Origin of the sequence: Metabacillus herbersteinensis (assembly GCF_042433335.1) — a bacterium.
Taxonomy (GTDB): Bacteria; Bacillota; Bacilli; order Bacillales; family Bacillaceae; genus Metabacillus; species Metabacillus herbersteinensis.
In genome coordinates, this window is sequence record NZ_JBHLVO010000003.1 from 252,986 (window position 1) to 266,405 (window position 13,420).

11 protein-coding genes are annotated in these 13,420 nt (G+C 37.6%); 9 read left to right on the forward strand and 2 right to left on the reverse strand.

Features of this window, described 5'->3' with window-relative positions; all coding sequences use genetic code 11:
* The first annotated feature begins 69 nt into the window (after positions 1-69).
* A complete protein-coding gene (locus ACFFIX_RS06315; RefSeq protein ID WP_378931937.1) occupies positions 70-1,005 on the forward strand; it encodes a TRM11 family SAM-dependent methyltransferase in 936 nt (311 codons plus the stop codon).
* Positions 1,006-1,156: 151 nt separating this feature from the next.
* On the opposite strand, the gene ACFFIX_RS06320 is transcribed toward ACFFIX_RS06315, so the two are convergent.
* Together ACFFIX_RS06320 and ACFFIX_RS06325 are read right to left on the reverse strand one after the other, a co-directional pair.
* Positions 1,157-1,837 carry a response regulator gene (locus ACFFIX_RS06320; protein WP_378931695.1) on the reverse strand — a complete coding sequence of 227 codons (681 nt, stop codon included), beginning with the start codon at positions 1,835-1,837 and terminating at the stop codon, positions 1,157-1,159.
* A gap of 30 nt (positions 1,838-1,867) precedes the next feature.
* Positions 1,868-3,460 (reverse strand): ATP-binding protein, encoded by a 1,593-nt coding sequence (locus tag ACFFIX_RS06325; protein ID WP_378931938.1) that lies wholly within the window; start codon positions 3,458-3,460, stop codon positions 1,868-1,870.
* A 110-nt stretch (positions 3,461-3,570) separates the two neighbouring features.
* Here ACFFIX_RS06325 and ACFFIX_RS06330 point away from each other — a divergent pair, with 110 nt between their 5' ends.
* The 8 genes from ACFFIX_RS06330 to ACFFIX_RS06365 all read left to right on the forward strand — a co-directional run bounded on the left by ACFFIX_RS06330 (position 3,571) and on the right by ACFFIX_RS06365 (position 13,122).
* Positions 3,571-4,629 (forward strand): DctP family TRAP transporter solute-binding subunit, encoded by a 1,059-nt coding sequence (locus tag ACFFIX_RS06330; RefSeq protein ID WP_378931697.1) that lies wholly within the window; start codon positions 3,571-3,573, stop codon positions 4,627-4,629.
* Between the two features lie 280 nt (positions 4,630-4,909).
* Positions 4,910-6,172 (forward strand): dicarboxylate/amino acid:cation symporter, encoded by a 1,263-nt coding sequence (locus tag ACFFIX_RS06335; RefSeq protein WP_378931699.1) that lies wholly within the window; start codon positions 4,910-4,912, stop codon positions 6,170-6,172.
* A gap of 133 nt (positions 6,173-6,305) precedes the next feature.
* Positions 6,306-7,385 carry an NAD(P)H-dependent flavin oxidoreductase gene (locus ACFFIX_RS06340; protein WP_378931701.1) on the forward strand — a complete coding sequence of 360 codons (1,080 nt, stop codon included), beginning with the start codon at positions 6,306-6,308 and terminating at the stop codon, positions 7,383-7,385.
* A gap of 270 nt (positions 7,386-7,655) precedes the next feature.
* Complete coding sequence (locus tag ACFFIX_RS06345; protein ID WP_378931703.1) at positions 7,656-8,675, forward strand: efflux RND transporter periplasmic adaptor subunit; 1,020 nt, start codon at positions 7,656-7,658, stop codon at positions 8,673-8,675.
* Entirely contained in the window at positions 8,672-9,373 is a 702-nt protein-coding gene (locus ACFFIX_RS06350; protein WP_378931705.1) for an ABC transporter ATP-binding protein, read from the forward strand. Before ACFFIX_RS06345 ends, ACFFIX_RS06350 begins: the two co-directional genes overlap by 4 nt.
* Entirely contained in the window at positions 9,370-10,545 is a 1,176-nt protein-coding gene (locus ACFFIX_RS06355) for an ABC transporter permease (protein ID WP_378931707.1), read from the forward strand. Before ACFFIX_RS06350 ends, ACFFIX_RS06355 begins: the two co-directional genes overlap by 4 nt.
* 461 nt (positions 10,546-11,006) lie before the next feature.
* On the forward strand, positions 11,007-11,687 hold the full coding sequence (locus tag ACFFIX_RS06360) for a response regulator transcription factor (RefSeq protein WP_378931709.1): 681 nt from the start codon (positions 11,007-11,009) through the stop codon (positions 11,685-11,687).
* Positions 11,635-13,122 (forward strand): HAMP domain-containing sensor histidine kinase, encoded by a 1,488-nt coding sequence (locus ACFFIX_RS06365; protein ID WP_378931711.1) that lies wholly within the window; start codon positions 11,635-11,637, stop codon positions 13,120-13,122. Before ACFFIX_RS06360 ends, ACFFIX_RS06365 begins: the two co-directional genes overlap by 53 nt.
* Positions 13,123-13,420: the final 298 nt, after the last annotated feature.

The following is a 13,420-nucleotide window of genomic DNA, read 5'->3' on the forward strand; positions in this document are numbered from 1 at the left end:
ATAAGGTACTAAAAGAAGAATAATTTGTTGCTGTAAAGGGTGGGAATACATTTGGAAAAAGATAGCCGGATGCCGGCATATATATATACTTATGCAAGTAGCGAGGAGGAACGATCGTTATGCCACTTAGAGATGCGCTCGTTTTTCGGAAAAGACTCGCACATAAACATTCTAAAAAGTTCAATTGAGATAGACCCTAGTAGGAGTCCGTTTATGAAAGAGCGGATTGAAGTGATTTATGAAGGAGATAACCTGACAGATATTATCGAGCAAGTAGATCAGATAGAGATGGATGAATCCACGTTTAAAGTAATTTTCGTTAAAATTAATGACTTAGAAAAATCAGAAAAAATAGGTTATCAAGAGCAACGTCAGATTGAGAGAGATATTGGTTGGCGTGTCCAAGCAGAAGCTGATGTACATCATCCAGACATTGTGTTCGGCATCGTTACCTTAGGAGGACGATGGTATTTCGGAAAATACCGCAAAAGCGAAGCAATTTGGCTGCACCACCTAAAAAAACCACGCGAATATTCGACTGCACTTAGCACACGTGTTGCAAGAGCCGTTTCCAACATTGCTGTCCCAAATCCAGAAGGAGTTCAAGCAATCGATCCTTGTTGTGGAATTGGCACTGTTCTTGTAGAAGCACTCTCGATGGGGATTCACATCGTCGGACGTGATATAAATCCACTCGTCACAGACGGATCGAGAGAAAATATTGCTCATTTTGGATTAGAAGGTGACGTAACAACGGGTCCAATATCAGATGTTACGGAAAAGTATGATGTAGCCATTATTGATATGCCGTATAATCTGTATACTCATGCTACTCCAGAAGAGCAACTTTCTATTCTGAAGCATGCACGCCGTATTACGAATAAACTAGTTGTCGTTACGATCGATACGATTGATGAGATGATTGAAGAAGCTGGATTTGCGATTGTTGATCGTTGTGTCGCTAGGAAAAGTCTGTTTTTGAGAGAAATTGTGGTTTGTGAATAGAATTTAATGTGTCCGAACAAGCTAGGAGTTTTCTTAAAAGAGGCTCCTAGCTTAATTTTTTAACTCTTAATTAATCTAAAAAAATAGACTAGATAAGAGTGTAAGGGAATAATAAAAATAGTATGCATTCAAACTCCCTGCAGTGATGGTCCTATGAAATGATATATCGATTAACGGGTCTACCTATAGCACCATATTCAATTTGAATCGTTACGATTCCACCTTGTTCCATATATTCTAAGTAACGCCTCGCTGTGACTCTTGCAAGTCCTACTCCTTTTGCTACTTTTTCTGCAGATATCGCAGATTCCTGTTCCTGTAAGAATTGTTTGATTTTCTTGAGAGTTAACGCATTTAACCCTTTTGGAATGTTTTCGGTGTCTGCACCACCTTTATGAGAAAAAAGACGATCCAATTCTTTTTGAGAAATGGATTCCTTATTATGAAGATGTGAATGATAGTTTTGATAATTTTCAAGTGCTTGTTTTATTCGCTCGAACTTAAAGGGCTTCATGATGTAATCGACGGCACCTAACTGTAAAACCGTTCGAACAGTTTCAATATCGCTTGCTGCAGTAATGGCGATAATATCAGTTGTTAATTCTAATGAACGAATTTGTTGCATTGTCGTAATTCCATCTTGCCCTGGCATGAAAATATCAATAAAAGCAAGATCCGGTTGATGTTTCTTAATAAACTCGATACCTTCCTTCCCATTTGAAGCACATCCAATGATTTTAAATCCTTCAATTTTTTCAATAAATTGCTTGTTGATCTGTTGAACCATTGGATCATCTTCAATAAGAAAAACGTTCACCTTTTGATTTTTCATCTATTTACCCCTTACTGAACGATATCTGACTTATTCCCTTTTTTCATCCATATCAAAGGTTATGATAAAGCTTGTGCCTTTGCCAGGCTCAGTTTGAATGTCAATACTTCCATTCGCTTTTTCAACAATCTGTTTAACCAGATGTAACCCAATTCCCCGAACATCGTTTGCTTTTGTAGAAAATCCCACTTCAAAAATAGCTGGAATATGCTCACTTGTAATTCCGGACCCATTATCCTCAACAAGGAGGGAGAGAACTTCTGAGTTTTGCTCCATACTGATATATACTTCTTTTTCAGAAAAATCAAGGTCTTTTAGAGAATCAAATGCATTTTCAATTAAATTCCCAATAATGATAACAAAATCATGGTGGTCTAGAGGAGCGGGGAAAGATGTTAGATTACTATTACGGTCAATAGATACAGTGATCCCTAATTCTTTACCCCGACTTACCTTGCTGAGTAACAACCCTGACAGACTATCACTTTTTATATTCTTGCCTAGAAATCGGGTTAACTCCTCCTGCTCATCTGCAATTTGAAAAACATAGTCAAGCGCCATGTCTTTGTTTCCTAACTGGATAAGACCTGCAATTGTATGGAGTTTATTCATATGCTCATGGTTTTGAATGCGCAGCGCACTTACAAATGCCCTTACTCCAGTTAATTCTTCAGCAAGCTTCTTTACTTCTGTTCGGTCCTGGAAAATAGCGACAGCACCTACAGTTTGCTGCTTTATTTTAATTGGAATCCGATTACTTAGAATATCTAAATTGAGTACCTTAAGCTCTTTATTATAAATAGGACTTTTTAAGTATAAAATTTCAGGTAACCTAGTATCAGGAATAATGGCTGTAATTTTCTTTCCAATCACATCACCCGAAATACCCATCATTTCTTTCGCCTTTTGATTAAAGATCGTGATTCTCTCATCCTTATCAATAGCTATGACACCTTCATGCATGGCGTTGAACGTTTCAGTTCGCTCAACGAGTAGTCTCGCAATCTCATGCGGTTCAAGTTCAAACATTTCCTTTTTTATATGAGAAGCAAGTATCCATGCTCCCCAACCTCCGAAAAATAAGGAAAGACCTGCTGTTAGTATTATTTCTGTTCCTAATTCGGAGAGAATTTCAAAAAAGGTAGGAAGTAAAAAACCAGCGATTACAACTCCGTTTTGTTGATGATCCTGATTTATAATTGGAACAAAAGTCCGAATAACTGTACCAGCTTCACCTTTTGCCCTTGTAGTATACGTATGTTCGGCAAAAGCAGGGCTTTCATCAATCCCACTAGAGATTTCACCGATTAGACTTGGAATTGGATGAGACAGGCGCACTTTATGCATATCTAAAACCACAATATAATCCGCTTTATGAATAACTCGAATCGGTTCGACTAATTGATTAATTGCCTTACGATCTTGTGAAGTTCCTTCCATACTGTTTTGAACTTCAGGGAGCTCTGCTACAGTACGAGCGGTTAGAAGTGATTGCTGCCTCAAGTCATCTTCGTGAGACTTAATAAAGTTTCCGATGATTACCATTCCTGCTAGCAAGAGTGAAAATCCAACAATAAAAAAGATTAACCCTGTAATTTTAGTTTGGATCGAAAAACGAATCAACATGTTGCTTCCTCTCATGACCTAAGCGATTATGACTTTTATTTTACCATGTGAAAACTCACCGTGTTACACTAAAGCTAATAGAAAAATTAAAAAAAGAAGTGAACCCTATGAAAATTTTCTTTATAACAAGCATAACTGTTGCCGTAATAGTATTCTTTACATTCTTCATTGCTAAAGATTTTATGGGAAATAATAAAATGGATTATGATGATGAACAAGTTGGTTTAAAGGATCAAATTGTCATCAGGTTCAGCCATGTTGTAGCTGAGAATACTCCAAAAGGTTTAGCCGCACAAAAATTTGCTGAATTAGCAAATGAAAAAACGGATGGGCGTGTGACCGTAGAAGTTAGGCCTAATGGTGCACTATACTCAGATGATGAAGAAATGGAAGCTTTAGCTAGAAATGATGTTCAAATGATTGCACCATCTTTTTCTAAAATGACAAAGAAATCTCCAGAATGGGCACTTTTTGATTTACCTTTTCTATTTAAAGATTATAATGATGTGAACCATGTATTTACAGGGGTTATCGGGGCTGAGTTTTTAGCACTTCATGAGCAAGCTGGAATAAAAGGACTTGCACTTTGGAGCAACGGGTTCAAACAGATGACAAGCAATCAAAAACCATTGATAAAGCCCGAGGATTTTAAAGGGCAAAGGTTTAGAATTATGCCAAGTGGAATTATTGAGGAGCAATTTAAACTACTGAATGCGGAATCTATTGTTGTTCCATTTAATGAAGTATATAAATCACTCGAGGAAAATAAATTCGATGGACAAGAAAACACAATTTCTAATATTTATTCAAAGCGTTTATATGAACGACAGGACTATATGACAGTTAGTAATCATGGCTTTCTAGGATATACTGTATTAATGAACAAGGATTTTTGGAATAAGCTACCGAGCGACGTCCAAACCGATTTAGAAGATGCGATGAATGAAACAACACAGTGGATATTAAAAGAGTCCGAGCAATTAAATCAAGGTCAGCTTAACGAGATTAAAGAAAAATCAACGATTAAGATCCATTATCTTTCAGATCAAGAGAAGGTGGAGTGGTCAAAAAAACTCCAACCTGCATATGAAACATATAAAAGTTGGGTTAGTCCAAAGTTTAATAAACATCTGACTAATCTCTTAAAAGAAAGTGAGGCAGAATAATTCTGTCTCACTTTTCGCTTTTTAGGAGATTATAACTTTTTTAAACTGTGGAAACGTTTGGACATCAAAATCTGAGCACAGAACATGCCTGGCTGCAAAACAAAAAGGTATCACCTAGCCGACCTGAAGAGATAAGCTACTAAGGACTGACCAAAAAGACCAAAAAGACCAAAAAGACCATTATCACCATAAATATAAAGGTTCTTAATTATCAGTTAATATACATTTAACAACATTTATGAAAGCGGTATCAATAAAGTTGTTAGAGGGGATTGGTAAAATGAAAATTAACTTTAAAAACTTAACTGTTCAAGTTGTTTTGGCGATTATATTAGGTATTGCAGTAGGGTTTGTTTTTCCAGAGTTTGGTGCCCAGCTTAAAGTATTAGCAGACATCTTTATTAAGCTTATAAAAATGGTCATCGCACCAATTATATTCTTTACGGTTGTCATCGGGATTGGTAGTATGGGAGATTTGAAAAAGGTCGGTCGTATTGGTGGTAAAGCATTGCTATACTTCGAGGTTGTCACCACCTTTGCTTTAGCAATTGGAATACTCGTAGTTACCCTAATTCAACCTGGTGTTGGTTTTAATACAAGTGCAGCTGATGGCGGAGCTGTTTCACAATTTACTGAACAGGCAGCAGATTCAGAGCATGGATTAATGGAGTTTGTTATGAGTATTGTTCCTGAAAATGCTGTTGCGGCAATGGCAGGCGGGGATTTACTGCCGATCTTATTCTTTGCGGTTTTATTTGGTCTTGCAACTGCCTCATTAGGGGAAAAGGCAACACCCGTTATTTCTCTCTTTCAGAAATTAACCGATATTTTCTTTGCAATCGTTAACATGATTATGAAGGTTTCACCAATTGCAGCTTTCGGGGCAATGGCTTATACAATCGGTAACTTTGGAATTGGGTCATTAGTTTCTCTAGGGAAATTAATGGGATCCGTTTATATCACAATGTTTCTTTTTATCTTCTTAGTATTAGGTGCAATTGCAAAATACTACGGATTCAGCATCACAAAGTTTATCGCTTATATTAAAGAAGAAATACTTTTAGTGTTAGGTACCTCATCTTCAGAATCAGCGCTTCCAAAGCTGATGCAAAAGCTAGAGAATTACGGGTGTTCAAAATCGGTCGTAGGATTAGTTGTACCAACAGGTTATTCATTTAACTTAGACGGAACTTCTATCTACCTGTCGATGGCTGCCGTCTTTATCGCCCAGGCGTATGGCGTTGAGTTAACAATTATGCAGCTGGTAACGCTGTTAGCAGTCTTAATGTTAACCTCTAAAGGAGCAGCAGGTGTAACAGGTTCAGGCTTTATTACATTAGCAGCCACTCTTGCAGCATTTCCAATGATTCCTGTCGAAGGTATGGCTTTATTATTAGGGGTTGACCGATTTATGTCAGAAGCTCGTGCCATCACGAACCTGATAGGAAACGGTGTTGCAACAGTCGTTGTTTCGAAGATGGAAAATGAATTCCATCCACCAGCTGAGCTTGAAGTTGAAAAATCATCTAAATTGGCAGTGTAACTTCATATGAAAAAGCAGCATTTCAATTTTGAAATGCTGCTTTTATAATTTCAGGGATTTTTATAAAGGAAAATAGACGTGTTAAACATAATTAAAAGTATTAACACACTGTTTTAATTTGGAGGGGAATAGGATGCTTAGAATATTAGAATCAAAGCTATGTCATTTATTACAGATAGAAAACCCAATTATCCAAGCTGGTATGGCTGGTGGTGCTACAACTGTTGATTTACTAGTAGGTGTTTCAGAGGCAGGGGGTTTGGCGACATTAGGTGCTGCCTATATGAAACCGGAAGATATACGCAAAACGATTAAAGAAGTGAAATCACGTGTAAATAAACCGTTTGCTGTTAACTTATTTTGCACAACTATGGATGATAACTTAACAAATTTAAGAGAAGTTCAAAGCGCTCTTAACTCTTTTCGTCAAGACCTTAACATAACCTATGGCAACTCCAATATAAAAACAGAAAGTTTATTTGATGAACAATTCCAAGTACTACTAGATGAGAAAATTCCAATCATTAGTACTGCATTCGGCCATCTATCGACTGAAAAAATGCAGCTAGCAAAAGAAAGAGGAATAAAAGTGATAACAATGGTGACTACTGTAAACGAAGCGATCCTTGCAGAACAAGCCGGCTCTGACGTAATTGTCGCCCAAGGTAGTGATGCTGGAGGACATAGAAGTACATTTGATATAAATACATTCCCGAATGGTGCAAATATCGGTACGTTTTCTTTAGTCCCTCAAGTCGTAGACCACGTGAATGTCCCAGTCGTCGCAGCCGGAGGAATTATGGATGCAAGAGGAATAGTCGCAAGCCTGGCTCTTGGCGCACAAGGTGTCCAAATGGGAACGCAATTTCTTACATGTAAAGAATCGGGAATTCACCCTGCTTACAAAGATGCACTCTTACAAAGCAATGAAGAAAGCACGGTCATAACCAAAAGCTTCTCAGGTAGACCAGCTAGGGGAATAAAAAATAAATTCATTTCGGAATTTGAGAATTTAGGAATTGAGCCTCTCCCTTTCCCTAGTCAGAATACACTTACAACTGACATTCGCAAAGCAGCGGCAAAGCAAAATAATCCTGACTACATGTCACTATGGGCGGGACAAGCGACTCGACTGCAAAAAGGGAATATTTCGGCTAAACAGCTGATTTGTGAGTTGATGGATGAGGTTAAGCAGATGCTTGGTAAGATGTGAACACTTTAATAATAATATACAAGTGAACGAATAATCTTAATATCTAACAGGAAAAACACGCTTTGCTAAAAATATTCTTTTAGCGAAGCGTGTTTTTTATCTAGTGTTATGTCAATAAAGTATGACTTCCCTCCAAACAATTCATCACAACCTACATTAATTTCTTCGAGAATTTTTTCTTTGACATTTCCCTGACATATTCCTAGTTTAATCTAGTCCTTGTGAATGATACTTCTAAAAAGATAACGATAACAGGAGAGGAAGAAATTAATGAAAAAATGGACGATTGGTTTAATTGTTTTTGTATTTGTAGTCGGGATTACAGCTACAGCATTCGGTTTAATTAAAAACAAAAGAGAGGTCGCAAGTACACCTGTCATTGAAACTCAGACAGCAGTTGCGGAGATTGGAAATATTGCTATTACAGTTAATGGAACGGGAAGTATTTCTTCTATTAATAAGGAAATCATTAGTTCAAATGACAATGCAACAGTTGAAGAGGTTTTGATTGAAGAGGGTGATACGGTTGAAGAAGGCGATGAATTAATAACGTTTGAAGAGGATATAGATTCAATTGAAGCACCATTTTCTGGTGAAGTTACAACCCTAAGTGTTGAAGAAGATAAATCAGTAGCGATGGGAACCGAGATGGTAGAGGTAACAAATTATAATAATTTAGAAATGATCGTCAATGTGGATGAACTTGATATCTCTAAAGTGGCAGTAGGACAAGCTGCAAAGATTGAGGTAACAGCTCTTCCCGATCAGGAATTCACTGGGACAGTAACAGGTGTAGCCAAAGAAGCCAATGAAGAGTCAGAAAGCAGTGTTTCGAAATATGCTGTTAATGTCAAAATTGAGAATCCTAAAGGGATTAAAGTAGGGATGACAGCTGAGGCTACAATAACAACGGAGAGTAAAGAAAACATTGTGACCGTTCCAATTGAAGCTGTTCAAAAGGAAGGAAATCAATATTTTGTACAAGTTCCGGTTGAAGAGAATGCAGCTCTAGAAGATGAAACGAAAGCAGATGAAGAGAACGATGAACCTCAAATGACGCAAAAAACGGTGGAAGTGGGACTTCAAAATGAAGATGTAGCAGAAGTTACAAACGGTTTAACGGAGGGAGAAGAAGTCATTCTACCAACTCTTCCTTCCAGTGATGATGCTGAAAATATGCGAAATATGTTCCAAAATAGTGGCTTCCCAGGTGGAGGTATGCCGGGTGGTGAAAACATGAGACAAGGTGGAATGAGACAAGGTGGGAATGGAGGAGAAGATGGGCAATGATTGAAGATAAAAAAATTGTTGAGATAAAGAACTTGAGCAAATCATATACGATGGGTGGAGAAACAGTAAAAGCACTTGATGAAGTTAGTTTCGTAGTAAATAGAGGAGACTTTATCGCAATCATTGGGCCATCGGGGTCTGGAAAGTCAACTCTTATGAACATGATTGGCTGTCTTGATGTACCAGACTCTGGAGACTATTTTCTAGATGGTAAGAATGTGTTTACTTTAAAGAATAGTCAACTAGCAGATGTAAGAAATACAAAGGTTGGATTTATCTTTCAGTCTTTTAATCTTCTTTCAAAGCATACTGCCTTTGAAAATGTAGAATTACCGCTAATATATCGTGGTTACAATGGGAGTAAGCGAAAAGAAATTGTTATCAGTGCATTAAAGAAAGTAGGTCTAGCTGACAGAGCAAGCCACAGACCTACTGAACTATCTGGTGGTCAGCAACAGCGTGTGGCAATTGCTCGTGCGCTTGCAGGAAATCCACCGATTCTCCTTGCAGATGAACCTACGGGAGCGTTAGATAGTAAAACTGGATTAGAAGTGATGAACTTAATAAAAAATTTAAATAAGCAGGGACATACGATTATTTTAATAACTCATGACAAAATGATTGCAGGTCAAGCAAAACGTGTGATTACCATTCAAGATGGTAAAATATCGGAGCGGAAGGAGGCTGTAATCCATTGAACATAGGTCAAGCAACAAAAATTGCATTGAAAAATATTACAAGTAACAAACTGCGTTCCCTTCTAACGATGCTTGGTATTATTATAGGTGTATCAGCTGTGATAGCCCTAGTGTCACTAGGACAAGGAGCGTCACAATCAGTGTCAAAAGAAGTATCCGGTTTAGGGACAACTATGGTCTCTGTTTCACTACCAGGTAACACGGCTAGTGAGGAAATCATTGACTATGATGATCTCATCGCATTTGAAGATTTAGAAGAAGTGGAAGCTGTTTCTCCAACCGTTATAGGAAGTGGCTCACTTAACTACGGAACTGTTAGCTCTGATAGTGTTTCAATAACAGGTGTGACCGCTCCTTATGAGAACGTTAAAGATACGACAGTAGAAGCGGGTCGATTTATTTTGGAAATTGATGAAGCAAATCGAAATAAAGTGATTTTACTAGGATCTAATTTAGCGACTGAGTTATTTGGATTTACAAGTCCAGTTGGGAATGAAGTGAAAATGGATGGAACATCTTTTAAGGTAGTTGGGGTACTTGCAGAACAGGGAGAGGAGTTACAAGGCTCTGTAGACGATATGGCCCTTATCCCATTATCTACAGCACAACGTTTTTTTGAACAAACGATTATCTCATCTGCTGATATAAAGATGACTTCTGAAGATACAGTTGAGTTGGGAATGGCTAAAATCGAGCGAGAACTTTACAATGCATTCAGTGGTGAGGAATCCAACTATTTTGTACGTAATCAGTCCAGTATCGCTGAAGCCTTATCCTCGGTTACAAGTACAATGACTCTTCTTCTAGCAGGTATTGCTAGTATCTCACTACTCGTTGGTGGAATTGGAATAATGAATATTATGTTAGTTTCTGTAACAGAAAGAACAAGAGAAATTGGAATTAGAAAAGCAATTGGTGCAAAAAAGAAAGATATTTTAACACAATTTTTAATAGAAGCGGCTGTATTAAGTGGTCTTGGCGGAATAGTTGGTGTTTTAATTGGAGTTGGAAGTGCTGAAGCCTTATCAATCGTATTAGATATGGCCATCGTTATATCATGGTGGGTAGTAGCCATTGCTGTTAGTTTTTCCATATTGATTGGCGTTGTGTTTGGCATTTTCCCAGCAAATAAAGCAGCAAATCTTCGTCCATTAGATGCATTAAGATATTAATGATAGGAGGGCTGACTAGTTAGTCCTTTTTTTCATACAACAGAATTTATATAAATCTAGGACTCAGTATGCGTTTCTGAATCAAGCTCCAGCGCCTAGCCCCGACGCACAGGACGTGCTAGTGCAGTCGAAGCGACAGGACGTCGCGTTCTCGACTGCCTCGAGGTCATAAGTCAATTCTAAATTGAAGGCAAAGAACGCCTTCTATTTAGAATCGCCTTATGCTTGTCGGGGCTGTTTCAGGCGCTTGCGCTTTTGTTCAAAGATAAGAAAGTATAAGTTTTTTGTACTTAGTTTTTGTGTCTAGCTCCAGGCGCCATCGGCTCGAGGTCATAAGCCAATCCGTCCAGAAGGTTAAAGAACAACCTTCCAGCCGGCACGTCTTATGCTTGTCGCCGATAAGCGGGCGCCTTGCGCTTTTCTTATGTATAATTAAATAATGAAAACAAAAGGGCGATCACATGAAACAGATATTAATTGTTGAAGATGAACTAGCGATTTCAATGGTTTTAGGAGCTTATTTACAAAAAGAGGGACATGATGTCACATATGCCTATGATGGGCTTGAAGCGTTGCGAAAAGTTGAAGAGGTTCGACCCTCCCTTATTTTATTGGATATTATGATGCCAAAACTTAATGGATGGGATGTATTGCAACAAATTCGGGACAAAAGCTCGTGCCCTGTAATCATGCTAACTGCCCTGTCAGATACGGATCATAAATTAAAAGGTTTTGGTGGTGGCGCAGATGATTTTATTACAAAGCCGTTTGTAGCAGAGGAAGTTGTCGCTAGAGTTAATGCTGTCTTAAGGCGGTCTCCACAATTGCAAGAAAATGAAAAGGTGAAATTCTTTGGCTCTCTAAAAATCAACTTCTTATCTCTTCAAGTATTTTTAAATGGTATTGAGATCTATTTTACACCAAGGGATCTCTCTCTTTTTCTTTTCTTAGTAGAGCACCCTAATCGAACCTTTACAAGAGAACAGCTCATCGAGAATGTATGGGGCTATGATTATGATGGAAGTGACCGTGCAGTTGACCTCGCGATTAAAAGAATTCGCAAAATATTAAGTGGGTGGGATACTTCAGATGGCGAGATTAAAACGTTTCTGGGCTTGGGTTACCAGTTTTTCATTCACTAGAAAACATGTAAAAACGCCATTATTATACCATTGGACAAAACGCTATTTAATAACGTTGGTGATAGGACTCATTATTATTGGTGTAGCGTCATTTTTATGGATTCGACACAGCACGATCGAGACAAAACTAGATTTAACAAAATTGCTTGCACAAGAACTCTCTGATCGAGCGGTAGGGGAAACTGGTCAGATCATGATGGGCCCAAGATTACCGTTTATTTTAGAGGAACGGGAAAAGTTTCTTAATATTCGTGAGCCTCTTCACATCTATATAAAAAACAGTAATGGAGACATATTAACACCGCATCCTCGAAGACCCGGACCAAATATAGAAGATGACGAAGTTCAGCTGTTAAAGTCTCTTGATCTCACTGAGCAATTAACAGTGAAAAAGGTAGAATTAACAAATTCTCGAACAGCATACGCGGTTATGTCACCAATAAAGTTTGAAAAAGATGTTATTGGAGCTGTTGTTATTTTTCAGCCTATTAATGAATTGACAAATATCAATCAAGAAGAATATCAATTGTTAGCCTTGTTACTGATTAGCTTGGCTATACTAGGGTGGCTTGTCATCTACTCGCTTTCAAAAGAATTAGCAAAGCCTATCGAACAAGTAGCTAGTGCAGCACAGGAACTTATGAAGGGAAATTACGATGTTGAATTGAATGATAATGTACAAGAGAAGGAACTACACCAACTTATTGTTTCGTTTAAAGAAATGACACAACGATTAAAAAAGTTAGAGACATTAAGAACTCAGTTATTAGCGGGTGTAACTCATGAGTTAAAAACGCCAATAACATCGGTTAGCGCCTTGATTCAGGCTGTTAAAGATGATGTTGTTTCTGAAGAAAGGAAAAAGGAGTTTCTGCTAATGTCTTTGAAAGAATCAAAGAGACTACAAAGCATGGTAGAAGATTTACTAGATTTTAATAGTTTTAGTGCAGGCTCAATTAAAGTAAATAATGAACAGATAAATGTTGCTAGAATGCTAAAAGAGATTGTCTATCAATGGGAAATTGTCCATCTATCACAGTTATCAAACATCAACTTGCAGGTGAGTACGATGGCAAACGATCTTTTTGCAGTTGGAGATGCGGTAAGAATTCAGCAAATAATCATAAACCTTTTAAACAATAGTTTACATGCTGTGAAAGAAAAGGAGAAAGGCGAAATTACAATTGAACTCTCCCAAGAGACTCGCTTTGTAACAATTGAAGTAAAAGATAATGGATATGGAATAGCTGTAGAAGAGCAGACATTTATTTTTGAACGATTTTATCGCGGCGACAACAAAAAACATGTTGAAAGAGGTCTTGGTCTAGGACTGCCTTATAGTTTGCTTTTAGCAAAAGCTCAGCATGGTAATCTATTTCTAAAGCAAAGTTCTAATGGGAAGACTGTTTTTACTTTTATTTTACCAATTGAGTAAATATGGGGAAAAATGCGAAATTTTTTTATTTTTTTATTGATTATGTAAAGGCCTTCATTTATAACCATCTACAAACAAACTGCTAATTTAATTTGCTTTTGGGGGTAATGGCACAATCCCATCAAAAGAAGCATTAAGTCGCTACTTGATGGTTTTTTTGTGCATGTCAGCACGTATTTTTAATTTCCTCTCTATCTATGCCTCATTTGTTTGACCAATTGCTGCTATTGTAGCTCCTACTTCTTGAATCTAGCTTGGTAACTTAAATATTGGAAATTTCATCATGGCTAACAAAATT

Bases quoted from the DNA above. Each gene is read 5' to 3' on its own strand.
- ACFFIX_RS06330 (WP_378931697.1), top strand. From the start codon at position 3,571: ATGAAAATTTTCTTTATAACAAGCATAACTGTTGCCGTAATAGTATTC.
- ACFFIX_RS06360 (WP_378931709.1), top strand. From the start codon at position 11,007: ATGAAACAGATATTAATTGTTGAAGATGAACTAGCGATTTCAATGGTT.
- ACFFIX_RS06320 (WP_378931695.1), bottom strand. From the start codon at position 1,837: ATGAAAAATCAAAAGGTGAACGTTTTTCTTATTGAAGATGATCCAATG.
- ACFFIX_RS06345 (WP_378931703.1), top strand. From the start codon at position 7,656: ATGAAAAAATGGACGATTGGTTTAATTGTTTTTGTATTTGTAGTCGGG.
- ACFFIX_RS06340 (WP_378931701.1), top strand. From the start codon at position 6,306: ATGCTTAGAATATTAGAATCAAAGCTATGTCATTTATTACAGATAGAA.
- ACFFIX_RS06350 (WP_378931705.1), top strand. From the start codon at position 8,672: ATGATTGAAGATAAAAAAATTGTTGAGATAAAGAACTTGAGCAAATCA.
- ACFFIX_RS06335 (WP_378931699.1), top strand. From the start codon at position 4,910: ATGAAAATTAACTTTAAAAACTTAACTGTTCAAGTTGTTTTGGCGATT.
- ACFFIX_RS06365 (WP_378931711.1), top strand. From the start codon at position 11,635: ATGGCGAGATTAAAACGTTTCTGGGCTTGGGTTACCAGTTTTTCATTC.
- ACFFIX_RS06315 (WP_378931937.1), top strand. From the start codon at position 70: ATGCCGGCATATATATATACTTATGCAAGTAGCGAGGAGGAACGATCG.